General features: G+C 60.9%; 24 protein-coding genes and 2 pseudogenes. 3 read left to right on the top strand and 23 right to left on the bottom strand.

Features of this window, described 5'->3' with window-relative positions; all coding sequences use genetic code 11:
* Nucleotides 1–77: 77 nt before the first annotated feature.
* The 13 genes from RID11_RS16125 to RID11_RS16185 form a co-directional block, all read right to left on the bottom strand.
* On the bottom strand, nt 78–1502 hold the full coding sequence (locus tag RID11_RS16125) for a TrbI/VirB10 family protein (protein WP_350141021.1): 1425 nt from the start codon (nt 1500–1502) through the stop codon (nt 78–80).
* 2 nt (nt 1503–1504) lie between these two features.
* A complete protein-coding gene (locus RID11_RS16130) occupies nt 1505–2227 on the bottom strand; it encodes a TrbG/VirB9 family P-type conjugative transfer protein (RefSeq protein WP_133840894.1) in 723 nt (240 codons plus the stop codon).
* Nucleotides 2228–2232: 5 nt separating this feature from the next.
* Entirely contained in the window at nt 2233–2913 is a 681-nt protein-coding gene (locus tag RID11_RS16135) for a VirB8 family type IV secretion system protein (RefSeq protein WP_133840895.1), read from the bottom strand.
* Between the two features lie 17 nt (nt 2914–2930).
* Complete coding sequence (locus RID11_RS16140; protein WP_133840896.1) at nt 2931–3944, bottom strand: TrbL/VirB6 family protein; 1014 nt, start codon at nt 3942–3944, stop codon at nt 2931–2933.
* Complete coding sequence (locus tag RID11_RS16145; RefSeq protein ID WP_350141024.1) at nt 3945–4295, bottom strand: hypothetical protein; 351 nt, start codon at nt 4293–4295, stop codon at nt 3945–3947. It abuts the gene before it with no gap.
* Between the two features lie 83 nt (nt 4296–4378).
* Nucleotides 4379–5146 (bottom strand): type IV secretion system protein, encoded by a 768-nt coding sequence (locus RID11_RS16150; RefSeq protein WP_152460853.1) that lies wholly within the window; start codon nt 5144–5146, stop codon nt 4379–4381.
* Nucleotides 5143–6255, bottom strand: a complete 1113-nt coding sequence (locus RID11_RS16155) for a lytic transglycosylase domain-containing protein (RefSeq protein WP_133840899.1) — start codon at nt 6253–6255, stop codon at nt 5143–5145. The genes RID11_RS16150 and RID11_RS16155 overlap by 4 nt, the downstream gene beginning before the upstream one ends.
* Nucleotides 6252–6461, bottom strand: a complete 210-nt coding sequence (locus RID11_RS16160; protein WP_133840900.1) for a hypothetical protein — start codon at nt 6459–6461, stop codon at nt 6252–6254. The genes RID11_RS16155 and RID11_RS16160 overlap by 4 nt, the downstream gene beginning before the upstream one ends.
* Nucleotides 6458–8887, bottom strand: coding sequence for a VirB4 family type IV secretion/conjugal transfer ATPase (locus RID11_RS16165; RefSeq protein WP_235872045.1), 2430 nt, complete (start codon nt 8885–8887; stop codon nt 6458–6460). Before RID11_RS16165 ends, RID11_RS16160 begins: the two co-directional genes overlap by 4 nt.
* Nucleotides 8826–9104, bottom strand: coding sequence for a VirB3 family type IV secretion system protein (locus tag RID11_RS16170; protein WP_038070148.1), 279 nt, complete (start codon nt 9102–9104; stop codon nt 8826–8828). The genes RID11_RS16165 and RID11_RS16170 overlap by 62 nt, the downstream gene beginning before the upstream one ends.
* 15 nt (nt 9105–9119) lie before the next feature.
* Nucleotides 9120–9401 (bottom strand): TrbC/VirB2 family protein, encoded by a 282-nt coding sequence (locus tag RID11_RS16175; protein ID WP_065335126.1) that lies wholly within the window; start codon nt 9399–9401, stop codon nt 9120–9122.
* Nucleotides 9402–9417: 16 nt separating this feature from the next.
* On the bottom strand, nt 9418–9843 hold the full coding sequence (locus tag RID11_RS16180; protein WP_425537427.1) for a lytic transglycosylase domain-containing protein: 426 nt from the start codon (nt 9841–9843) through the stop codon (nt 9418–9420).
* Between the two features lie 211 nt (nt 9844–10054).
* Nucleotides 10055–10369 carry a hypothetical protein gene (locus RID11_RS16185; protein ID WP_133840902.1) on the bottom strand — a complete coding sequence of 105 codons (315 nt, stop codon included), beginning with the start codon at nt 10367–10369 and terminating at the stop codon, nt 10055–10057.
* 132 nt (nt 10370–10501) lie between these two features.
* On the opposite strand from RID11_RS16185, the gene RID11_RS16190 reads away from it, so the two are divergent.
* The gene (locus RID11_RS16190; RefSeq protein WP_133840903.1) at nt 10502–11080 is read left to right on the top strand and encodes a hypothetical protein; all 579 of its coding nucleotides are present in this window, start codon (nt 10502–10504) and stop codon (nt 11078–11080) included.
* On the opposite strand, the gene RID11_RS16195 is transcribed toward RID11_RS16190, so the two are convergent.
* The 8 genes from RID11_RS16195 to RID11_RS16230 all read right to left on the bottom strand — a co-directional run bounded on the left by RID11_RS16195 (nt 11074) and on the right by RID11_RS16230 (nt 18342).
* Nucleotides 11074–11274 (bottom strand): hypothetical protein, encoded by a 201-nt coding sequence (locus RID11_RS16195; protein ID WP_133840904.1) that lies wholly within the window; start codon nt 11272–11274, stop codon nt 11074–11076. The genes RID11_RS16190 and RID11_RS16195 overlap by 7 nt on opposite strands.
* 76 nt (nt 11275–11350) lie before the next feature.
* Entirely contained in the window at nt 11351–11560 is a 210-nt protein-coding gene (locus tag RID11_RS16200) for a helix-turn-helix domain-containing protein (RefSeq protein ID WP_133840905.1), read from the bottom strand.
* 341 nt (nt 11561–11901) lie between these two features.
* Complete coding sequence (gene pcaF, locus RID11_RS16205; protein ID WP_009804213.1) at nt 11902–13101, bottom strand: 3-oxoadipyl-CoA thiolase; 1200 nt, start codon at nt 13099–13101, stop codon at nt 11902–11904.
* A 2-nt stretch (nt 13102–13103) separates the two neighbouring features.
* A complete protein-coding gene (locus RID11_RS16210) occupies nt 13104–14024 on the bottom strand; it encodes an electron transfer flavoprotein subunit alpha/FixB family protein (protein WP_009804214.1) in 921 nt (306 codons plus the stop codon).
* Nucleotides 14024–14782 (bottom strand): electron transfer flavoprotein subunit beta/FixA family protein, encoded by a 759-nt coding sequence (locus RID11_RS16215; protein ID WP_009804215.1) that lies wholly within the window; start codon nt 14780–14782, stop codon nt 14024–14026. Before RID11_RS16215 ends, RID11_RS16210 begins: the two co-directional genes overlap by 1 nt.
* Nucleotides 14783–14858: 76 nt before the next feature.
* A complete protein-coding gene (locus tag RID11_RS16220; RefSeq protein WP_009804216.1) occupies nt 14859–15614 on the bottom strand; it encodes an SDR family NAD(P)-dependent oxidoreductase in 756 nt (251 codons plus the stop codon).
* Between the two features lie 72 nt (nt 15615–15686).
* Nucleotides 15687–17324 (bottom strand): flavin-containing monooxygenase, encoded by a 1638-nt coding sequence (locus tag RID11_RS16225; protein WP_009804217.1) that lies wholly within the window; start codon nt 17322–17324, stop codon nt 15687–15689.
* A 115-nt stretch (nt 17325–17439) separates the two neighbouring features.
* Entirely contained in the window at nt 17440–18342 is a 903-nt protein-coding gene (locus RID11_RS16230) for an alpha/beta hydrolase (protein ID WP_017468330.1), read from the bottom strand.
* Nucleotides 18343–18629: 287 nt separating this feature from the next.
* Here RID11_RS16230 and RID11_RS16235 point away from each other — a divergent pair.
* A pseudogene (locus RID11_RS16235) lies at nt 18630–19657 on the top strand (IS110 family RNA-guided transposase).
* 324 nt (nt 19658–19981) lie between these two features.
* Nucleotides 19982–20730, top strand: a pseudogene (locus tag RID11_RS16240) (IS5 family transposase); the annotation flags it as partial.
* Here RID11_RS16240 and RID11_RS16245 read toward each other — a convergent pair.
* Together RID11_RS16245 and RID11_RS16250 are read right to left on the bottom strand one after the other, a co-directional pair.
* Nucleotides 20718–22757 carry an FAD-dependent oxidoreductase gene (locus tag RID11_RS16245; protein ID WP_037930989.1) on the bottom strand — a complete coding sequence of 680 codons (2040 nt, stop codon included), beginning with the start codon at nt 22755–22757 and terminating at the stop codon, nt 20718–20720. The pseudogene RID11_RS16240 and the gene RID11_RS16245 sit on opposite strands and share 13 nt — an antisense overlap.
* A gap of 8 nt (nt 22758–22765) precedes the next feature.
* The gene (locus RID11_RS16250) at nt 22766–24211 is read right to left on the bottom strand and encodes an NAD-dependent succinate-semialdehyde dehydrogenase (protein WP_073194559.1); all 1446 of its coding nucleotides are present in this window, start codon (nt 24209–24211) and stop codon (nt 22766–22768) included.
* Nucleotides 24212–24294 lie beyond the last annotated feature (83 nt).

The following is a 24294-nucleotide window of genomic DNA, read 5'->3' on the forward strand; positions in this document are numbered from 1 at the left end:
CACGTCGTCGCGCCTCAGCAGGTCGCGGAACGGGTCGAGGTAGCGCTCGAGGTATGAAGCTGGTGACGCCTGCTCCATCAGTAAATCACCACATCCCGGTCCACGAGCACGGTAACCGAGGCCCCCTGATCGACATAGATCGTCGGCGCAATCGACACCTGATCGGCAATGACGGATCCAACCGCATCCTGAAGGTCGCTGCCGACATCGCCCAGGACGATGCTTGTCGTCTCCTTGTTGCTGCTTTCGGCCGCGACGGCCGGTGCCGCCCCAATCACGGAAATCAGCGCCGCCCCGCCGAAGCGCTCGGCGAACTTGGTGTCGACGAGACCGGTGAGGCCCGAGCGGCCAAGCTGGTCCCCGCCCACGGCGGCGATTTCCATCGAGGTGCCGTCCGGCGTCAGGACGCGGGTCCAGAGGATCAGGATGCGCTTCTGGTGCATCTCGATGTCGGAGCGGTATTGGCCAAAAAGGCGGGAGCCCCGGGGGATCAGGATCCGGTCCCCGGAAAACGCCGGGACCGGCTCGGAGACGACCGCGACCACGGAGCCCGGCAGGTCGCTGTTTATAGCGGTCTGGAGCGCCGCCTGGATGACGGACCCTTGCGTCAGCGTGCGTTCGGGATGGGTGAGGCGGGCAGCTTCTTGCACTTCGAGTGGGCGCGCGCTTTGCAGGAACGCCTCATTGCCCGAGAGTACCGGGCCCCCGGTTCCAGCGGCAGCAGGAGCGGCGACCGCCGCGCCCCGTTGGCCACCACGGGGACCGGCAGCGGCGACCACGGCGGGGGAGGGGCGTTGCGCGGTCAGAAGCTCTTTGGCGACCTGTTCGGCCTCGCGCTGGCGCTGCTCCTCTTCCTGGCGTCGGCGTTCTTCGAGAAGGCGCTGATCGGCAATCAGACCCTCGCGGTCGAGCTCGGCCTCGAGCCCCTCGCGCTGCGCGCGTTCGGCATCCAGCATGGCCTGCAAACCTTCGATGCGGGTCTCGGTCTGGCGCTGCAGATTGGCCAGCTCGGTTTCCTTTGCGGCGAGCGTTGCTTCGAGCGCGGCCTTTTGCTCGTCGAATGCTTCCCGAAGATCTGAGACGGCGGACTGGATTTCCGAGTTGCGGGCGGCCTGGCTGGCGGCCAGCGCCTCGCGCAGCTTGGCGATCTCGGCCAACACTTCGGCGCTCGGCTCAGGTGCTGGCGCCGCAGGCACCTCGAGCGCTTCCTCGACGGCGATCAGCGCGTCGTTGACCCGTTGCTCGGTCTCGTCAGGCGGAAATTCCAGCCGCCCGCCGGTCCCGGGGCGGCGGTCCTGGAAGGTCTCGACATCGGAGGTCTCAAGTGCGCTGTCACCTTCCTGCAGACCAGTGGCCAGGAAATACGCGACCCCGGCGCCGCCAAGGGCGAGGGCCGCGGCGAGCGCACCGACCCCGAGGCTGTTGCCCCGGCGTCCGGATTTTCCACGCTGGTTGAACTGGTCGAGGCGGTCCTGCAGATCGGGAGGGGTTTGATCGGCCATGGTCAGTTGCTCACGTAGATCGCGCTTTCGTCGCGCCAGGCGCAGATCGCCTCGTCGCCGATGCGCAGCGTCCAGTAAGTGTTCACCCCGAGCACCCGGACCGTGTTGCCTTGCTGGGTCCAGTTGACCGTCCGCTCGCGACCCTGGTCATCGGCCTTGAAGAGGGCGGGCTGGCGACTGTTCTCCGGGAAGACGAAATACGTGTAGCGCCCGTCGTCGTAGATATGGCTGGGGCGGAAATCACCTTCGCCCGAGACGCGGTAGTTGTAGTTCCGCGGAGCCTCATAGCCCTTGGGCTGGGTGGCACCCGCCGCGCGGCGTTCCTCGTCGGGGTAGCGGAAGCGCACCTCGAAGAACATACCAGTGCGGTTCGGGATCGAACCCTCGCGCAGGTGGAAGGAATAGGTGCGGCGGTTGGTGATCACCGTCATGTTGGTCGAGGCATTGGCCACATGCGGTTTGATCGTGAGAACATTGCCGAGCTCGGGGATCGGATCGACCTGGAAGCTCTCGGTGTCGCCGACAATGACCGCCTCGAACCTCTCCCCGGCCCCGAAATGAATCGTGGTCGAATGCCGCAAGTCAGTTTCGATCCGGTAGACCTGGTTTTCATTGTAGACGGCAGTGCGGATGCGGATATCGAGCGGGCCGCCTTGTGGCGTGGCTTCGGCGGATGCGGCAACGGGCATGGCAAGCGCCAGGAGGAGCGCAGGTAGAGATCTCATTTAGGTCAGTTCTCCAGGGTCTCGGCGTCGACGCGGTAGGAGGTCACCACGAAGCCCAAGGGGTTGGCCCAGACGTCCTGAAGGCGCTGGCGGGTTTCGGGTTGGAAGTCGTAACCGACAGTGGCGACGTAAGACCGAGTGACGGTGCGGGTATCGCGGGGACGGCGCAGCGTGCGGGTGAAACGGACCTGGGCCACGCCGCGCTCGATCTGGTTCACCGACTTGATCACCACCTCGATCTTGGCGTCACGGCCATAGACGGTAATCGGGTAGTCTTCGTTGGTGGAGGACCAGAGATCGCGCAGCGTGCGCGCGGCGTCGCCATCCGAACGGTCGAGCACCGAGTTGATGCGTTGCTCGCCATCGGTCAGGTCATAAGTTTCCCGATCATCGACATAGGCCACGAGATTGGCCTGGATGATGGCATCGCTTTCCGAGAGTGTCAGCGCCTGGACGGCGGCGACCCGGTCCATTTCGCCGGTTTCCTTGTCGACCACGACCACGAAGGTTTCGGTCGTCTTGAGCGGAAAGAGGCTCGCGCCGGCGACCATGCCGGCCACGCCGACCAGCACACCGGCCGCCGCGACCAACCACGCGAAGCGCTCGCGCCGTCTTGGCCCGTAGATGAAATCCGCCTCAAAAGCATCGCGATCGGGCGCGGGGGAACTGGTCACAAGCTTCTTCAAGTCAATCGTCTTTCACATCAGGGTTTGCGGAAGGCCTTGGCGGCGGAGAGAAGCGCGCCGGGGCTTTGGCGGATCATCTCGCCGGTTTTGACCACGCCCGCATTGGCCATCTGGTTCAGCTCGTGCGGAGACTTGCCGGTGACGAGGCGGGAGGTCGCGCCGGTGCCATACTGGCGCGTGTTCACGAAGCCCTGACGCGCGAGGCCGGTCAGACCCACGGCGTTGGAGGCAATGCCCACGACGCCGGTGAGGTTGGAGGCGATGTAGGGGACCGAGGCCATGATCCCGGCGCTGAGGATCAGGATGACGAGGAAGGGCAGGATGAGGCTGACGGTCTCGACATCACCCGGATCGGCGGAGGCGTCCCCGATGGCCTCGGCGATGGCGACAATGATGCCTGCGGCCCCGGCGGCGGCGACCGGCATGAGCGCATAGCCGATGGTGGCGCGGGTCCAGGCCTCAAAAAGCGACTGGGTTGGTTTGAACAGCGAAGTCACGATCATGAAGGGGGCGATCACGATCATCAGCGCGAACACAATGCGGGCGAAGGCGATGATCCCGGCGGTGACGGCGGCAAAGACGGCTGAAAGGACGAAGAAGATCGCGCCCAGGACCGCCCCGAAGACCCAGCCCGCCCGGTCGCCGATCGTGTCGCCATAGGCGGTGATGCGGGCGACCATGTTGTCGAGGCTCTCATAGACCCCGGCCTCATCGCCCGAGCCGGTGAGCGCGAGGATCGAGGCCCCGACGGAGTCGGGCACGCGCGTGACGATGTCATAGATGACGCTGAAATTATCCCAACTCTGCGCGAATATGCCCACGAGCGCCACCTTCATCCCGAAGGCAAAGCCGGTGCCGAAGGGCAGGGGGCGGAGTTGCATGACCGCGTTGATCCCGAGGAGCACGACGAGGAGCGCGGCCCCGGCCGAGATCACGTCGCCGACAGCGCCTGCCGAAGAGACAAAGCCGTCCTGCGCCACAGTGTCTACCGCGGCGTCGACCTGTCCCAGTATGTCGCGAATTACTCCCATCTATTCCGCACAGACCTCCACGACCTGAGCCTCGAGCGCGTCGGCCTGCGCGTAGAGATCGAGCACCTTGAACGGCAGACGCGGGTTGTCCGAGGTCTGGAACCGGGGCATGGCGTCAAGCGCTTGGTCCCAGGTGAAGTCGCCCAGCAGGCAGGTACAGCTCTCCGAGGCGAGCGCCTCTTCAGCGATCAGGATACGCAGAATCGCGCGGTAACCATTGCGAAGGTATGCGGTCTCGGCCAGATCGATGGGCGGTTTCGGGACCCGGCATGCGTCGGCCTGGTCCCGCGCGATGGCCATCGAGTTGAAGGTCGTGTCGCCGGAGGGATCTGTGCTCGGGGTCTGGGCCAACGCAACACTGGGCAGGGTACTCACGACAAGTGCGGCGAAGCAAAGAGACCGAATTGATGCCAAGCTGTGAGTCATGGTTTGCCTCATGGGTCCACCGCCATCGAGCGGAATTTGCGCTCATCCGCGAGGGTCGCGGCATCGACGACGCCAAGCTGGCCGGCACTGACGCCTTGCGCCGCTTCCAGCCGCCAGATTTGGGTCAGGATGATGCCGAGCTCGGCGGTGACGCGGGTGTTGAGATCGACAGCGGCCTTTAGACCGTCCTGATCATCGATGAGCCCGACCATGGTCTCGAGCCGCTCGAGGCTTTGGCCTGCCTCCTCGTGGCTTTCCTGCGCGGCGACGGACAGCATGGCGCTGGCTCCGGCGGAGGCGGCTATGCGGTTGTCGGCGGGCTGATCCGATCCCGAGAGCGTGCTCAGGCGCTCCGAGGTGAAGCCGCTGCCCGACAGCACGCGCTCGACGGAGGCCGAGAGTTCCGCACCGGGATTGAAGCCGCTGAGGAAATCGCCGCTGGCCAAGGACTGCGCGGTGTTGAGAGGAGCCACGAGCTTGCCGCGCAGCGCGCGGAATTCCTCGACTGTTGCGAAGAGCTCGCCCAACCCGCTGCCCTCGATCAGCGAGGTCAGTTGCGCCTCAAGGTTTGTGAGCTGCGACAGCTGGGTTTCCAGTTCCAGCCGCATGGTGGCGAGTTGCTGCATCTGGACATTTAGATCCTCAGCCATGTGTTCGAGCTGGGCGACGAGTTGGCCAAGCTGCGAGCCATCGAAGGTCGGCACGCCCTGAGCCGTGGCGGGCCCGCTGAGCCCGAGCGCGGTGACCGCGGCGGCGGTCAGGAGAAGCTGTCTCATTCGGGAACTCCCATTTGCATGAAGTCGCGCTCGGCCAATCGGTCGGCGACGAGGTGCTGCGCGTAGGCTGCCTCGCGCTGCTGGTTGGCGGCCATCAGCCGGACACGAAGATTGAGAATGCGGGCGATCTCGGCCTTGGCGTAGGTGTTGAGTTCCCAGGCCGCCTTGGCATTGGGCTGCGCATCGATCTGCAGGATGATCGCGCGGAGGCGGTTGATCACTTGCTCGGTCGTTGCCGAACTATCGGCGGCGTAATAGACGCCTGCCTCGGAGATGCTGGCATATTCGGCCAGTGCAAAATCCGAGGGCGAGAGCGTCCCGAGCGCGTCGGCGCCGCCAACGACAGCCAGGTATTCGTTGTAGAACTTCGAGATGTTGCGCACGTAGCCCTGGGTTTCGGCAAAGGGCGGCACGCCGCCATATTCGATGACCCGGCCCGGTCCGGCGTTATAGGCCGCAAGCGCATGGGGGATGTTGCCGAAGCGGCCCAACTGCGTGGTGATGTAACGCGCGCCGCCGCGCAGGTTGTCCTTCACATCATAGCGATCGACGCCGAGGTCAGACGCGGTTCCAGGCATGAGCTGGGTCAGCCCATAGGCGCCGACCGGGCTTTCGGCGGCGACGTTGAAGCGGCTCTCCTGCTTGATCAGGGCCTGGAAGAGGCAGCGCCACTGGGTGGCGGAGAGGCCGGCGCGGGCCACACCCGGCGCGCCTGCGAACTCGCCCGCGACCTCGACGATCATCATCTCGACGGTCTCGCGGCCCTCGCCAAAAAGGCGGCTCACCATCGGACTCGCATCGGTGTTCGGGTAGACCGCCGCCACCCCGAAATCCGCATTGCCCTCGAGCGCGCGGATATCGAAGCCGGGGCCGGTGATCGCGGCGGTCATCTCCTCGAGGACGCGCAGTTGGTCGGCCTGGACGTCGGCCAGCGTGGACTCGGTGCGGTCCTTGTCCTGCTGCACGCCCAGATCCTCGGCCAATGCCGTCACCCGTGCGATGGCGCGGCCGATCGCGGAATTGTCCTGCGTCGGAACCCCTTGGGCATGCGCGGGCAGGGTACCGAGGCCGAGGCAAAGCCCGGCGGATATGATCGCGGCGCGGTTCATTCCGGACGGGGCAGGGGCTCGAAGGTGCAGTCGGGCTTGTCCGTCTCCTGAACCGCTGCGCCCATGGTCGAGAAGGAAAGCGCGGACCGGGTCACCTGCGGCTCGCCATTGCGACCGAAGCAGGGCGAGGTTTTCTCGGTGTACTTTTCGCAAGCCGACAGCAGGCTTGCGGCAGCGCAAAGCGCCAGGAGGGGTTTTGAACTCATATCACATGTCTCCAGAAATCGGGATTGGCGCGCCAATCGGCAGGCACGCGGGCCTCGCCGGTGGCACCGCCGCCAAGGATGGGAAGGAGGTCTCCAAGCGCGGAGAGATCGGCGTCGACGAAGACGCTGTCGCCCGCCGAGCGCACAAGCGCGATGCGCTGGCCGATGGTGGGCTGGACGAGAAGGGCCGCCTCTTTGGCGTTCACGCGGAGGAAATCGTAATCCGAGATTGTGGCGCGGTCGTTCGGGAAGAGGATCTGGGTCGGTACTGTCTCGACGATGGTCTTGCCGACGCGGCTGTCGCGCAGCTGGCTTGGATATTGCGTCATCATGATGACGACGCAGTTCATCTTGCGCAGCGTCACCAGCCAGTTTTCGAGTCGCGCCCCAAAGTAGGGATCGTCCAAGAGCTTCCAGGCTTCGTCGAGGACGATGATGGTGGGGCGGCGGTCCTCGACCACGCGTTCAATCTGGCGGAAGATATAGGAGAGCACCGCCATGCGCTCGGTGGTCATGTCGAGGATTTCGGTCATGTCGAAGCCGATGATGTCGGAGGCCAGTTCAAGCCCGGCACCCTGTTCCGGCTCGTCAAAGACCCAACCGTAGCGCCCACCCGGCGCCCATTCGGCGACGCGGCTTTGCAACTCGCCATCATCATCAAGCGATTGAAACAGCGTCTCGAAACTAACGAAGCGTTGCAGCGCCGCGCCCGCATCGGCGTTCTGCCCGACGGCACTCTGGATATGGCGGGATTGCTCGCCCGAGAGCGTGCCATTGCGCGTGAGAAGGGTCGCAAGCCAGTCCGAGAGCCAGGCGCGGCCACGCTCATCGGTCTCGGTCGCAAGCGGGTTCAGCCCCGTGGGAACACCGGCCCGGATTTCGTTGTAGCGGCCTCCGAGGGCGCGCACGGCCATCTCGAGGCCGCGATCCTTGTCGAAGAAGAAGAGCCGCGCGCCGACCCGTTGCGCCTGCGCCGCGAGGAAGGCGGTGGTGAGCGTCTTGCCGGTGCCGGTGCGTCCCAGAACGAGGGTGTGGCCGACGGTCGGTTCCTTGCCCGGGCTGCCCGCCTCGTGGAAATTGAAGCGATAACCCGAGGTGCCGACCGTCGGCAGGACCGAAATGGTCTGACCCCAAGGCGACTGATCCGGCCCGCGCCCTTCGACGCTGCCGTGAAGTGCCGCGAAATCCGCGAAGTTGATCGAGGAGATCGGCGTCTTCCGCGCCCGGTAGCCGAAGTTGCCGGGGGACTGCGCGAAGTAGGTGGCTTTCAATGCCATATTCTCGCGCACGATCACCGACATGATCTCCTGGCCCACGCGCTTGATCTGGGCGGCGGCCCGTTCGAGCGTGTCGCGGTCTGGTGCATAGACGGCGATCGAGAGGTGATGGTCGCCAAAGGCGATGCGGCCTGCTTCCTGATCGTCGGCGGCTTGCCCGAGTTGCTCGCGCAGGGAAACGGCGGCATCGTCGGAGGCATGCATCTGGCGGATGATCCTTTGGATGCGCTCAGCCATGATGTTGTTCGGGATCGGGCTGAAGGAGTTCGTCAGTACGATGTCGAGCGGCAGGTCGAGCGCGTCGAGCAGCGTGACGTCTGTAAGCGCCGGATAAGTCTTCATCGAGAAGAGAGCGCCGTATTTGACCTGGCCGGTCACGGCGTCGGTCAGGGTGACCACGTCGCCGTCGAAGGTCGCGCGGCAGTTGCTGAGCGTGTGCGAGAGGGGCAGGGTGCTTTGCCCGAAGGAGATCGGGGAGAAGCTGCCTGCGTTCAGTGTGTTGAGGTAGCCCAGCCACTCCCCGCCCGACTTTGTGAGCCTCACGGGATTGGCCGAGGCAAGCGCCACCTCGAAGAAGCCCATGACCTCGTTCAGCTCCTGCAGGCGCGTCGCGCGGTCCTTGACCCAGGCCTTGCGGGCCAGCGCGCGGAGGAGCGGAATACGAGCCGAAATGTCGGGGCGCCGGATCACGCTGAGATAGAGCTGGCGCTTGGCGGGGCAGAGGTCTTTGACATGGGCCTGCCAGCGCGCGTCGATCGCGGCTGCGAAACTGTCTCCCTCGATGGGGCGCATCCCGAGATCCTGCGGCACGGAGATCCGGTGAATGTAGAAGCCGAAGGCACTGCCAGTCTGGGCGACGATGGCCGCGACCGCGCGTTTGAGCGCGTCGAGCCGGGCGTCCTCAGAGGTCATCGGATTCAGACCATCAAGGCGCAGGGTCGCCAAGAGGTCGCCTTCGCGCAGGACCATGACATCGTCTTCCGCGAGCGCAAAATACGGCAGATGCTCCGCGAGATAGCTCTCCCGCGCGAACGCCCCGCCGCCAGCCTGAAGCAGAGCGGTTCCGTGAGTGGAAAGAGTGCCCGCATCAAGCGCCAAAGCTGTCGCCTCCGTGCAGGGCCCGGTTCTTCGTCGGGCGCACTGATCCATAGGAGACGCGCAGCACTTCGAAGAAATGCGGCTCGCGGTCAGCGACGAACCAGAGGATCGGATAGGCGACAAGGCCGATCAGGAAGAACACCATCGACTTGGTCCAGATGAACGGCAGAACGACCCCGGTCGCCAGTACCACGAGGTATCCGACAGGGAGGCCCAGATACTTGGGCGGTCGGGCGAGGCCCAGAAAAAGGGGGGATCGTTCTGCCAACTCTATTCTCCAACCTCAGGAGAAGCCGTCGACGATGGTGCCGGCCGAGAAGATCAGCACGATCCCGATGATGACCGAGGCGAACCAGCCCCAGTTCAGCCGCCCCATCATGCACATGAAGCCGGTGCCGATGACCGCGAGCGTGGCGACCGCGATCCCGATCGGACCGGTCAGCGCGGCCTCGACGGTTTCCAGCATGGTCTGGATCGGTGACAAGTCCTGCGCGAAAGCGGGCGTTGCGAAAGCTGCCAGGGTTGTGGCGACGGGCAAGAGGCGGCTGAGGCGATGTCTGAGCATGCGAAGTTCCCTTGTTTTACTGAAGATCGATGAGGACCGGAGCGCGCGCAGGCACCCGGGCTGCGACGCGGATGTCCGGCGAGGAAACAGGTGTAGCCGCGAGTCGGGACCGGATCCGGTGGATGCGCGCGATGTAGTCGCGGGTCTCGGTGAAGGGTGGAATGCCGGAATGCTCGACCACGCGGTGCGGGCCGGCGTTATAGGCTGCGAGCGCCAGATCGATGTCCTTGAACGTGGCGATCTGCGCGAGCAGATAGCGTGCGGCGCCATCGAGGTTCTGAGAGGGATCGCGCGGATCGACCCCGAGGCTGCGGGCCGTGTCTGGCATCAGCTGGCCGAGCCCATAGGCGCCTTTGGGGCTCACGGCGGTCGGGTTGTAGCTGCTCTCGGCCTCGATAAGGGCGCGGAACAGGACGAGCCAGTGGCCTGCATCAAGACCCACCTTCCGGAGCGCATGGTTGCTCTGGTGGCGGGCAGCAGTCCTGCGGATCAGGTCGAGGATGTCGTCTCGACCCGAAGGAGGGGTGGCATCCCGAGACGCCAATACGACCCCGGCCTCAGCGTCACCATCCAGCCCTGCCCAAGCAGGTCGGTCTCCGTAGAAGGTCCAGCCAGACGTCCGGGCTGTGCCGTCGCGACCGAAGGCGATGACGTCAGCCGCGCTCCTCGAGGGTAATGCTGTAGTCAGGGCCAAAGCGCAGATCGCGCCCGTCACCGAACTCGAGATGATGTTTGAAGAGGCCCGGCCATATGTTGAAATACCGCGGCTCTGGCCCGTGCGGGGTGATCCGGGTCGAGACCAGAATGGCTTCCGGCTCGCCCTCGCGCAGGTAGATGCACTGGTAGCGCGGCTTGCCATCGTCCGTGAACCCCACGAGTTCATACCGGCAGCGGAACGCGATGCCCTTTTCAAAAAGGTCTTTGACACCATCGATGGTGATCAGGATCTGGTTGCGCGCTATCGGCATGTTCGGACTCTCCCCACGAGAGCCCTTCTACTTCACGACACTAAGGCCATAAAGTCATATGGAGTCAATACAACATATTGCGGAAAAAAACATATTGCACGATAGTTGCCGCAACTTTTGCGGGAGAGCGACATGAATCGACAGGCGATGGCAGCGGCGATGGGGGCGATGGCGGTGTTCGGAGCCCCTGAGAAGGCGCAGGCCTATGATATCGACTGCGCTATCATGCTCTGCATGGCGGGAGGTTTCCCGCCGAGCGCTGTCTGCGCACGGGCCTATCGCACCATGATCCGCCGCATCACGCCCTGGCCCAGCCTGCCGCCCTTCGGGGTCTGTACCTTCGCTCACGTGCCGGTCGAGCTGGGCGGACCGGGTGGAGAGGGCGAACTCGACACCAACCTACCTGAATACGAATGGCTGAACCGGACTCATGTGATCTGGTTCACCGGGCGCTCCTACGAGCCGCGTGACGAGCCGCGTCAATGGGACTGGTCGATACGTTCTTGCGATCGCGAAAACCGGACCTGCCGCTACATCCAGCGGGTTTACGGATCCCACACGCCCTGGCCCGCGACATTCATCTCGGAAAGCGGTCAGGAGATTGCCTACCCAAGCGGTGGTGGCCTCTGGCACTTCTACTCCCGCAGCATCATGGTCGAATACGGCGACTACGAGGGCAACATGGGTCATTCGGAGTGGTTTTCCTACTGATCCGAACTGTCCGATGCCTTCAGGGAGAACGGGCGAAGGTCGGCAAGATCTGTGTCATAGCGTTCTGGATCAACATGCCAACGACGGCTCACCGAGCCATCATTCCAACGGTAATCGGTGAACAGGTGAATCTCCTGCGCACCATCGTTCAGAAACCCGTCTTGGAAGGGCCAGCCTGTCTTCTTCTTACCCATTGAACTCTCTGCACTCCATTTGACTACCTCTTGAGACGTTCCACTCCAGGACGCATCAGGAGCTGGCAAATAATGGCTAGCGTTTTGTGAAGAGCTCTTTTGGATCTACGTTCAGCGCTTTGGCGATACGTTCGAGAAGGTCGAGGGAGGCGGCGAACTTGGCGTTCTCGACCTTGCCCATATGGCCGCGGCTCACGTCGGCCCGATGAGCAAGCTCCTCTTGGCTGAGGCCGCGGGCGCGTCTCAAGTCCTGGATGTTCAGTGCTACACGGTCCCGCAAGTTCATGCCCGCGAAACGGACACGCTGCGCGAAATATCGCCACGCGATATATGTTACATTCGGAAGTGCAGAGAAGAAATCTTGTAGCGGCGCGAGGTCGCCGAAATGGGATGCCTGCCGATACGCAGGTCACGGGATGATCCGTCTCGCAAACATTCTGGGCCGTTCAATCGTTCTTTCGGAAAAGGGCGGCACCGGCATTACCGGTGCCGCTAGTCGGTCGCTCCCGGGGAAAATTTGAAAGGCGACAACAGGGAGGCTGTAGAGGACTAATTCTACCGGAAATTTTGGGTTGGCCAAAAATCCCATAAGAGAACTTATGTTAGTTTTGTGGTTGTCGCGGCACCTCAGACAGCTTCGAGCGCGATTGCAATCCCCTGTCCCACGCCAATACACATGGTCGATAACGACTTTTCTCCAGGTTTGAGGTCCAGCATCGCTGAACCAGTGATGCGGGCACCTGACATGCCAAGCGGATGGCCGAGAGCAATAGCGCCGCCGTTCGGGTTCACGCGGGCGTCATCATCCGCGATCCCCAGGTGCCGTAGTGTGGCCAGACCCTGCGAAGCAAAGGCTTCGTTAAGTTCGATTACCGAGAAGTCTTCTTGTTTCAGTCCAAGTCGCGCCATCAGCTTTTCCGACGCCGGTGCCGGCCCGAAACCCATGATGCGCGGTGCGACGCCCGCGGTTGCGCCGCCCAAGACCCTTGCGATCGGTGTGAGGCCAAATTTTTTTGCGACGTCGCTGGTGGCAAGGATCAATGCTGCGGCACCATCGTTCACGCCCGAAGAATTCCCAGCGGTTACAGTGCCGTCCGCTTTTACGAAAGTTTTCAGTTGGGCGAGCGCTTCCAAAGTCGTACCCGCGCGAGGGTGTTCATCCTGTACGACGATCTTTGGCTCCCCCTTTCGCTGAGGAATCTCTACCGGGACAATTTCACGGGCCAAACGACCGTTCGCCATGGCATCTCTCGCCTTTCGCTGCGAACGCATGGCGAAGGCATCTTGGTCGGCGCGGTTGATGCTGAAGTCTTCCGCTACGTTTTCGGCCGTTTCAGGCATGCTGTCGACGCCGTATTGACTCTTCATCTGTTTATTGACGAAGCGCCAGCCGATGGTGGTGTCTTCAGCAGAATTTTCGCGCGAGAATGCAGTTGTAGCTTTTGGCATCACAAACGGAGCACGAGACATGCTTTCCACACCGCCAGCAACAATGAGATCGGCTTCTCCAGCTTTGATCGCGCGGGCGGCTGTGATTACGGCGTCCATACCCGATCCGCACAACCGGTTCATCGTCGTGCCAGGGACACAATCCGGAAATCCCGCGAGTAGCAGCGACATGCGTGCGACGTTGCGGTTGTCCTCGCCCGCCTGGTTGGCGCAGCCGAAAATCACTTCGTCAATGGCCGCTAGATCTAGCTTCGGGTTTCGGCTGGCCAGGGCCCTGAGTGGGATTGCACCAAGATCGTCGGCTCGCACAGAAGAAAGCGCGCCGCCATAGCGACCAATTGGTGTGCGGATGTAATCGCAGATGTAGACGTTTGTCATTCTTAGAGTGCCTTTGTCATATCCGGGACGGCGTCGAGCAGGTCTGCGACCAGGCCGTAGTCGGCGACCTGGAAGATCTGGGCCTCTTCATCCTTGTTGATGGCGACGATGACCTTGCTGTCCTTCATGCCTGCAAGGTGTTGAATTGCCCCGGAAATCCCGACCGCGATGTACAGCTCGGGCGCCACGACCTTGCCGGTCTGGCCGACCTGCCAGTCGTTCGGTGCGAACCCGCTATCCACCGCCGCGCGCGAGGCGCCGACCGCCGCGCCCAGCTTGTCGGCCAGGCCCTCGATGATCGCGAAGTTCTCCTCGGAACCGACGCCGCGACCGCCCGAGACCACGATCTTGGCCGAGGTCAGTTCCGGACGATCCGACGCCGCGACCTTGTCCTCGACCCAGGCGCTCAGGCCCGCGTTGCCGGCCGCTGCGATGGCCTCGACGGCGGCCGAACCACCCTGGCCAGCCGCGTCGAAGGCGGTGGTGCGGACGGTCAGTACCTTCTTGGAATCGTTGGACTTTACCGTCTGAATCGCGTTGCCCGCGTAGATCGGGCGTTCGAACGTGGACCCGTCCACGATGGCGGTGACGTCCGACAAAACCATCACGTCCAGCAGCGCCGCGACGCGCGGCAGGATGTTTTTCGCGCTCGCCGTGGACGGAGCAACGATATGTTCATAATTGCCTGCCAGGCTGACCACCAGATCGGCGACCGGCTCGGCCAGGCCGTTGGCATAGGCGGCGTCATCCGCCACCAGAACCTTTGCCACGCCGTCGATCTTCGACGCGGCCTCGCCTGCGGCAGCGGGGCCCGCAACCAGAACGGTCACATCGCCCAGCGATTTGGCAGCGGTCACCGCCTTGGCGGTGGCGTCCAGCGCCAGTGCACCACCGGCGATTTCTGCAAGGAGAAGAACAGCCATTACACGATCCCCTTTTCTTTCAGCTTCGACACCAGCTCGTCGACCGAGCCAACCATTTCCCCGGCCGAACGCGCGGCGGGCTCTGCCGTCTTGACGACGGTCAGGCGCGGCGTGACATCGACGCCGAAATCGGCGGCGGTCTTTTCGTCCAGCGGTTTCTTCTTGGCTTTCATGATGTTGGGCAGCGAGGCGTAGCGCGGCTCGTTCAGGCGCAGGTCGGCGGTGACGATCGCCGGCAGCTTCACCTTGATGGTCTGCAGACCGCCGTCCACTTCGCGGGTCACGACGGCATGCTCGCCCTCGATCGCAACCTCAGAGGCATAGGTCGCCTGACCCCAGCCCAGCAGCGCCGCCAGCATCTGGCCGGTCGCGTTCATGTCGTTGTCGATCGCCTGTTTGCCCGCGATCACCAGGCCCGGCGCCTCGGCGTCGATCACGGCCTTTAGGATCTTGGCCACCGCCAGCGGCTCGATATCTTGGTGCACGTCGTCGGCGGCCACGACGAGGATCGCCCGGTCCGCGCCCATCGCCAGCGCCGTGCGCAGCGTTTCCTGCGCCTGTTTCACGCCGATCGACACGACGACAAGCTCGTCCGCCTTGCCCGCTTCCTTCAGACGGATCGCCTCTTCAACCGCAATCTCGTCGAACGGGTTCATCGACATCTTCACATTCGCGAGACCAACTCCGCTACCGTCCGCCTTAACGCGAACCTTCACGTTGTAATCAATTAGGTGTTTTATAGGTGCAATTATTTTCATTGGCGTTTATCGTCTTGGAAATTTGCAATGGCAGTAACGGCCCGGGTTCCAGGCCGTTACTTGGGATGTGTCTCTGTCAATTCGCAGTATAACCGCCATCTACTACAATCTCTGCTCCGTGAACGAACGATGACTCATCCGATGCGAGGAACAGGACCGCATTCGAAACCTCTTCAGGTTTGCTTGGCCGCTTGAGCAGCGTGGCCCCCAGAATTGCCTGCCGGGTCTCTTCGTCGGCGTGTAGCAGATCTTTTGTCATGGGAGTATCGATGACACCGGGATGGATCGAATTGACACGTATGCCACTTTCGGCCAGGTCGACTGCGCAGGATTTGGTCAACATCCGTACGGCGCCTTTGGATCCAATGTAGGCTCCCGCCGAAGCGGCACCAACAATCCCATAGATTGAAGAAATATTGATAATTGATGCTTTTTCGGTCTCTTTCATCAATGGAACCGCGGCTCGGATACCGAGATAAACACCGCGTACATTGACGTTGATCGTCATGTCAAATTCGTCAGGCGAGGTTTCGTGGAGCGGCTTCAGAATGAGAATGCCAGCGTTGTTCACTAGCACATCAAGTCGACCAGCACTTGATTGCACCGTGGAGATGACATTCTTCCAATCTTCTTCAAGCGTCACGTCATGCTGAATGAATTCCGCCTTCCCTCCGGCTCCAATGATACCTTTTACTACGCTTTCACCCGCTTCCGTATCACGGTCGGTTACAAATACATGCGCGCCTTCACGTGCCAGCGTTTCACAATGGGCTTTTCCCATGCCCATGGCGCCACCTGTTACCAGTGCGACTTTTCCGGATACCCGTCCCATAGTTCTCTCCTGAGTGTTCATGAACAAATTTAATTGTTTCCGCCGGGTTTTCTTAATGCCCGACGGAATTCTTTACACCTTCTCGGCAGTGCGGTCGCGGATCAGGGATGTATAACCTTCCTCCTTAACCGCACTAATGGCATTGCGATAATTGCCAATCCCGGCCATGTAGAACATCACCGCATTCTTCTTTCCGGGGATATTTGCGCCGAAGATCCAGCTTTCAGCTTTGGGGAAGAGTGTCATGTCGGCGATTTCACGGCAGGTGCCAACCCAAGCGTCGCGCGCCTCCACGGTTGGCTCCACACTTTGAACCCCCTCTTCTTCCATTGCGCAAATCGTGTCAGCGATCCATTCAACTTGCGTCTCAATGCTGGGGGGCAGGTTAGTGAAGGGGCCATTAGGGCCAAGGATCATGAAGAAGTTAGGGAAGTCTACCTCCATCATGCCGAGGTAACCGAGTGGGCCTTCCTTCCAAGTGTCGCGCATGGTCACGCCTCCGCGTCCGCGGAGGTCCATTTTGACGTAATTGCCGTCGACCGCATCGAAACCAGTGGCAAAGATTACGATGTCAAGCTCATGCTCCTCGCCGCTTTCGAGACGAATGCCGTTCGGAGTGAACTCTGCGATCGGATCGGCCTTCACGTCGGCGAGGGTCACGTTGTCTCGGTTGTAGACCTCGTAATAGTTGTTTCCGCAAAGCGGGCGCTTGGCGTAAAGGTCCTTCGGCGTCAGTTTCTCTGCGACCTTGGGGTCCTTCACGATTTGCTTGATCTTGCCCTTGATGAAGTCAGCGGCCGCATCATTGGCCACTTGGCTGGTCGCAATATCGCAAAAGGTGCCAAACATGAAATAGAAACCACCGCCGCGCTGCCAGGCGGCTTCGAAGACCCGCTCCCGTTCCTCGGGCGAGGCGGTTTCGGCGGGTTCGGCGCTTTCTTCGAAGCCGAAGGCCACAACAGAATTCTTCACTTGATTCCAGATATTATCGTAGTTCGCCTTTTGCTCGGCGATGGTAGCATCGTCTTGCGGGGTGTTCCCAATCGGCACGACATATTGTGCAGAGCGCTGAAAAACAGTCAGGTGTTTTGCAATTGGTGCCGTTGCAGTGATAACCTGAACACCCGTCGAGCCGGTGCCGATAATGCCCACGCGTTTGTTGCTCAAGTCCACTCCCTCGGGCCAGGCACCTGTGTGTAAGATACGGCCTTTGAAATCATCGATGCCCTTGAATTTTGGAACATTCGTTGCGGACAAGAGACCGAGGCCAGTGACAAGGTATTTTGCGGTAACTGTCTCACCACTATCAGTGATCACGTTCCAGAGACCGGTTTTTTCATTATAGTGCGCGCCATCCACTTTGGTGTCGAACTTGTAGCTGCGTCGAAGATCGAGATGATCCGCTACCTCGTTCATGTATTCGAGGATCTCGGGCTGGGTCAGATACCGGGTTTTCCAGCGGCCTTTTCGAAGCAACTCTTTGTCAAAAGAATAGCGATAGACATAGCTTTCCGTGTCTGACAGCGCACCGGGATATCGGTTCCACCACCAGGTGCCGCCAACGTCACTGGCGCTGTCATAGCCCCGGACGTTCAGTCCCTGCTCGTTGCGAAGTTTGTGGACAGCGTAAAGCCCGCCGAAGCCCGCGCCAATGACGACTGCGTCAAAATCCGCTCCGACCGTTTTAGTATTCTCAGTCTGAATGTTCATATCACTCCTCCCAGAGTAAGACCGCTCCGCCCCGCAGATTGCGGGTGAGATGCTAGATGAATGTTTCGTAGGGGTTTGTCTCGCACCGCACCGCAATGCAGTGCGAGTACAGGTCTCAGAGGGCCCGATACCATGCGGCGATGCGACCAAGTTCCTCGTTTGCCTCGGGCGCGCGTCCCGAAAGCGCGGGAAAGACATGCTGCATGCCTTCGACGATAGACAGGGTCACGTTTACGCCCTGTGCCTTGGCCTTTTCGTGCAACCGTTCGGCATCGCTCTTAAGCGTCTCGGCCCCTCCGGCATTGATATAGAGCGGCGGGTAACCGGTGAAATCGTTCTCCAGCGGGTTGGCCAACGGATTAAGCGGATCCGTGCCTTCACCGAGGAACATCCCCGCCATCGCTTCGAGGATCGGTTTGCCGACTAGCGCATCGGTTTCCGCGTTGGTTTCCAGTGTTTCCCCGCGCATCGCCATGTCGAGCCAGGGCGAATAGGCGATGACCGCTCCGGGCAGTGGCAACCCAAGTTCGCGTAACTTCAGCACGCTGGCGATGGCAAGATTGCCGCCAGCACTGTCGCCAGCCGTCAGAATATTTCTTGCCTTGAAACCCTTATCCAGCAGCGCTTTGTATGCGGCTACTGCATCTTCGATCTGCGCCGGAAATGGGTGCTCGGGTGCGCGCCGATAGTGCAGGATCACCGACGTAACCCCAAGCACCTTAGCGAGGTGCCCTGCCATTTTTCGATGACTATCGGCTGAGCCGACGGCAAAGCCGCCACCATGAGTGTAAACAATTACACGCGAGGTATCTGCCCCGGCTGGTAGGGCCCAGATAGCCTCAACTCCTCCGACATGATCGCTTTTGTAGCTAACGTTTTCCGGCTCTAGTGCGGGCTGCCCCCATTCATCGAACATGCTGCGCAGGTTCGCGATCGTCAGGTCTGGGTTCTCGACCATCTGATCGGTCCAATTCTGATAAAGCGCCCGCAGCGTATCGGCTTCTCTACTGATTTCCATGTTTATCCTCCCAAGCATAACATTTGGCAAAGCCACCAACTGACGTCGCCAATCTCGAAGACGTCAAACGGTCAACGGCATACGCCAATTATCTCAGAGTAAGGGCGAAAAATGCGCCATGTATTGAACAATCCTGCTTTGGAAATAGTATGATCGTGCTCAGCCTGTCGTGAGGCAGATATGCCCGTTACTAGGCTCTGTTGATGGCGTGGATACCCCCTCCCGACGGCATCGCAATGTGCCACTATGATGAGCGTTAAAAGCCATCACAGAAGGAAGGAGCATCTATGTCCGAAATTAAAATTATCGGTGTCGACTTGGCAAAGCGCGTTATCCAGTTGCATGGTGCGTACAATGATGGGTCAGTCGCGTTTCGCAAAAAGCTTTCACGAGGCCAGTTTCTCGCGTTCGTGGCACAGCAACCCAAATGCATGATCGCCATGGAGGCGTGGCCACGGCGTATGGCTGGGGCCGCGAATTTGAGAAGCTGGGGTGCGACGTGCGGTTGATACCGCCGGTCTATGTGAAGCCGTTCGTCAAACGCCAGAAGAATGATGCGACCGATGCAGAGGCCATCTTGGAGGCTGCATTGCGTCCAACCATGCGCTTTTTCGCAGTGAAGACGGAAGATCAGCAGGCCCGTGCCATGCTGTTTCGCACGCGGCAGATGTTTGTCGGCCAGCGCCCCCAGATGATCAACGCTTTACGCGGCCACCTCGCCGAACACGGATTGGTCGCGGCCCGCGGGCCTGCCCATCTCAAGCGACTCGCGGACGCAATCGCAGGTGATGACACCGCGCTGCATGCTGAGGTTCGTGACCTCGGCCGGATGTATCTGGGGCAGATTGAGGGGCTGAATACGCGTGTTGCAGAGCTTGACGCGAAGATGCGATGTGCCGCCAAGAAAGCCGACTTGGTGCGCCGAACACAAACCATGCCGGGCGTGGTTCCTGTCACGGCGCTTGCGATCGAGACATTTGCCCGTGACCTGGCCACCTTCCGGCGCGGGTGCGATTTTGCCGCCTGGCTTGGGCTTGTGCCGAAGCAGCACTCGACGGGCGGCAAAGCCCGGCTCGGGAAGACCTCGAAGATGCGACAGCGCGACTCCGGACACTCTTGGTCTCTGGCGCTATGGCTGTCCTCCAGGCTGTCGAGCGGTTTGACACACCGAATAATGGCTGGCTGAAACGCCTACTAACCCGCAAGCCGCGCATGGGTCGCCGCGATTGCGCTGGCCAACAAGATGGCGCGTGGCCTCTGGGCCATCATAATGAAACAAGAGGATTACCGGAATCCGGTGGCGGCGATGGCATAGCGAAGACGGCATGCCACGACGTCCCGGTAAGTTGGGAGTGTGAGGAGGTCACTGAAAAGTAAGGGCAAAGGATCGATCAGATCCGGGTCAGAGAAAGCAGCATTTGTGCAGGAGCCACCGAGCTCGGTTTGTTGATATGCCTCTGGTCCGCGCATCGCCATACCGGCCCGCGGTTACATCAGCGCCGCACACAGAGGCCTGATACATGACCGCACCCGATCACACGCTCGCGCCGTTCAAAAAATCACTTGCACCAATGGGGGCATGCATGCACAAATCCCGTGTCGGACTCATCTTATGAATCCAGCGTGGTAGCTGAGGTGCATGAGCAGACCGACAACCCCGACATACAAGACCATGAACTGGCCCGCTTATAACGAAGCGCTCAAGCGCCGTGGCTCGCTGACGATCTGGTTTGACCCCGAGATGAGCTGGGAGGCCGTGCCGACAGGCAGAAGAGTTACAGCGACGCCGCGACCCAGACCTGTCTTTCGATGAAGGTCCTGTTCGGCATGGCCTTGCGACAGGCGACCGGGTTCGTCGAGAGCCTGTTGCGGCTGATCGGTCTCGACTGGACGGTGCTCGACTTCAGCACCCTGTCCCGGCGCCAGAAGACCCTGGCCGTGAACATCCCGTATCGCGGCTCCAAAGGGCCGTTGCACTTGTTGGTGGACAGCACGGGGATCAAGCTTGAAGGTGAGTGGCATGCCCGCAAGCATGGCGGCCCCAAGCGACGGGTCTGGCGCAAGATCCACCTCGGGATCGACGAGCAAACGTTGGAAGTGCGCGCTGTTCAGATCACCGGGAGCCACATCGGTGACGCTCCAGTGTTACCCAACCTTCTTGAACAGATCCCGGCAGACCAGCAGTGTCACGGCTGACGGTGCGTATGACACACGAAAATGCCAGGACGCGATTGCGGACCGTGGCGTCCACGCCGTTATCCCACCAGGTAAGAACGCAAAGTCTTGGAAGACCATCACCGCCTAAGCCGCGTCGAGACGAAGATGCACTGTGTTAAGTTGCTGGGGCAGCGCCTTATGGCGCGGGACTTTGACCGTCAGGTCGCGAAAACCCTTTCTAAATAACGAGGCACCCTCCAGTCGCAAGGGTCCTCTTTGACAAGCGCGCTAAACAGCGCGGCCAACCGATCCTTGCCGATATTTTTGGCGTGGTGCATCAGGCCTCCCCGCCAGCGGGGAAATCCGTAGCCGTGAATCATTACTAGGTCGATGTCTTGCGGTTTTTCTGCGACGCCTTCGTCAAGGATATCGCAGGCTTCCGCCACCATTGCGAGCAAGAGCCTTTCTACGATTTCGTCAGCTGAGAACTCCCGGCGAGTGAAGTTCATTTCTTCTGAGACACGGAGTATTTCGCTAGCGACCAGCTCCGAAGGTGAGGGTTTGCCGTCCGGCCCATAGTCGTACCATCCGGCGCCCGATTTGCGTCCTAGGCGTTTGTGCTTTTCGACCAGCCGCTCGACCAAGGGCATGTGACCACAGCAGTTCCCTTCTGCAGCGGCCTTGCGACGGATATTCGCGTAGGCGATGTCCAGCCCCGACATGTCCTGTGCAGCATATGGACCCATCGCCATACCGAATCCGCGCATAGCCGCGTCGATCTCGTCGACAATAGCCCCCTTCACCAGAAGGCGATTAGCGGCGTGACGGTAGCTAGACAAAATTCGGTTTCCGATGAAGCCATCGCAAACACCAGACAGTACCGGGATTTTACCAAGCCTGCGCGCCAGCACAAATGCTGCACCTAATGTATCGTCTGACGTTCGGTCGCTCCTGACGACTTCCAGAAGCTTCATAATATGCGCAGGACTGAAGAAATGAATCCCTACAAAGCGTGCTGGGTGCTTCAACCCATCAGAAAGCCGATTTACATCGAGATAGGATGTGTTTGTGGCAATAATCGTCTCGGGCGGCAGAGCACCTTCGAGTTCGGTCAAGATCGCGCTCTTGACCGCAAAATCCTCGAAGGCCGCCTCGATTGCTAGATCGGTTGGTGGCAGAGCGTCATAGCCTGAGACCGTAACCAGCCGGTCCTCAACCGCCTTTCCCGCATCGGGGGACAGAATGCCGCGACTGATACCCTGATCAATCAGCTTTTGCAGGTTTTCTCTGGCCCACTCTGCGGACGAGGCACTGCGTTCGACGACAGTCACCGAGATCCCTGCGGTCGCTAGCGTGTACGCAATAGCTGCTCCCATATTACCACCACCGACCACGATGGCGGTTTCAGCATCTCGGGAAGGTCGGGGGTAGGTGCGCCCCTTGTTGGTTGCGGTACGCTCGGTGAAGAAAACGTGCCTAAGGGCCCGCGCCTGATCCGAGGCACGAAGGTCCAAAAACGCAGCGCGCTCGCTGGCCAGTGCGTCGTGCAGCGGCGTCATCGCGCTGGCCGCGACCAGGTCCACCGCAACATGCGGGGCATTCTGGCCAGGCATACGCCGCGCTACCTGCGCGCGGGCGACTTCCGCTGCGAAGTGGTTTGGCATTGGTGAAGGAAGATTGTCGGGTGCCTGTGCCGCCTCTAGAACAGCGTCATCGAGAGCTATGGCCGCGCCAAGCGGGTCATCGGCTAGCAGCTGGATCAGTCCTATTTTCAGTGCCTGCTCGGCGGAAACAGCCTTCCCGGTGACGATCATGTCAAGCGCAGCTTCAATACCGATAAGTCGCGGCAGTCTTTGGGTTCCCCCTGCGCCAGGCACGATCCCCAAGTTTACCTCTGGCAGGCCCAGTTTGGTAGAAGTTGAGGCGATGCGATAGCAGCAAGCCAGAGCAATCTCTAGTCCCCCACCAAGCGCAGCCCCGTTGATGGCTGCGATAGTCGGAATCGGAAGGTGCGCAAGTTGCAACAGCACGTCATTTAGTTGTGGATCAACAGGCAACTGTCCGAATTCCTTCGCATCCGCGCCCGCGACGAACGTCGTTCCTGCGCCGGTGATAATCAGCCTGGTAGCGCCAGTTTCGAGGACTTGGAAGATACATTGTTGTATTCCAGCCCGAACCTCCGCGTTGATTAGGTTAAGCGGCGAATTGTCTATGGTCAGAATTGCTGCGCCATTTGAGAAGCTTAATTCAACAGGCATGGGCATCCTCACAGCACTGGCGCTCGATTGCGCGAGATAAATTTGGTATTGAGATAGCCTTCGAAGGTTTCTGTCCCGCCTTCAGTCCCATAGCCGCTGTCTCTTACGCCGCCAAACGGAGTCTCGGGCAGAGCCAGGCCGAACTGGTTGATGCTTACCATACCTGCCTGCAAACCCGCAGCTGCTTTATCTGCACGCTCCAACGAATTGGTAAAGACATAGGACGCCAGCCCGAAGGGTAGCCCGTTGGCCCGCGACAGTCCGTCCTCTATTTCACGAAAAGACGAGACGACAGCAATCGGGCCGAAGGGTTCTTCGCGCATCAAGTCGATGTCGTCGTTGGGCGTATCGACGACTGTCGGGGCATAGAAGTTACCATGATTCCCAACCCTTTTGCCTCCCGTCAACACCCGTGCACCGTTTTCGCGGGCATCCTCGACGAGCTTTTCCATCGCATTCACGCGTCCGCGATGACACAATGGCCCCATCTGTGTGCCCTCGGTTAAACCATCGCCCACCTTTACGCTCTCAAATGCTGAAACTAGCTCGGACAGAAATCGGTCGTAGATGCCTTGTTGTACGTAAAACCGGGTTGGGGCGATGCACACCTGGCCTGCATTGCGCAGCTTGTTGCCCGCCAAGGCGCGCGCCGCGGCCGTGGCATCGGCGTCGTCGAACACCAATACGGGCGCGTGACCGCCGAGTTCCATCGTCGCCCGCTTCATGTGGCGGCCAGCCAATTCTGCCAGATGCTTGCCCACCTCGACCGAACCGGTGAAGGTGATCTTGCGCACCTCGGGGCGCGCAATAAGAGTTTCCGAAATGAAGGCCGCATTACCCCAGACAAGGTTCAGACAGCCTTCGGGCAAGCCTGCATCCAGCAGATAGCGCGCAATTGCCATGCAGCCCGCCGGAGCCTCTGCCGGGGCTTTCAAGATCATCGTGCAACCTGACGCAAGCGCCGCCGCGACCTTGCGTACCGCTTGGCTCAGCGGAAAATTCCAAGGCGTGATGGCAAGGCAGACGCCTATCGGTTCGCGCACGACAAGCTGCTGTACCCCCGGGCTGCGCGATGGAATGATGCGCCCATAAATGCGCCGACATTCCTCGGCGTGCCAGTCGACGTGGTCAGCTGAGGCGCGGACCTCAGCCAAGGCCTCAGCCAGCGGCTTGCCTTCATCGAGAGTGATCCAGCCAGCGATCAGTCTGTCATTTTGGCGCAGCAGGTCGGCAAACCGTCGCAAAATTGCACTTCGTTCCATGGGAGAGCTGTTTTTCCATCGGCGAAAAGCTGATTCGGCCGAGTGAACCGCATGGTCCAGATCTGCGGCGCTAGCCTGCGGAATCTGTCCGATAGTTTGCCCGTTTGCAGGGTTTATGACTGCACGATCCTCCGGCGTGGGAGAAGCGATCCAGTCCCGTCCGATGAGGTGCTGGATGGTCGGATAATTCATTTCTTTCATGGCGTTATGCCCTCGCTCAGTTGTGTCATCCGCAGGATCCGGCACGAAGGGGACCAGATGGACGACTTTAGTTT

Origin of the sequence: Roseovarius sp. (assembly GCF_040219995.1) — a bacterium.
Taxonomy (GTDB): Bacteria; Pseudomonadota; Alphaproteobacteria; order Rhodobacterales; family Rhodobacteraceae; genus Roseovarius.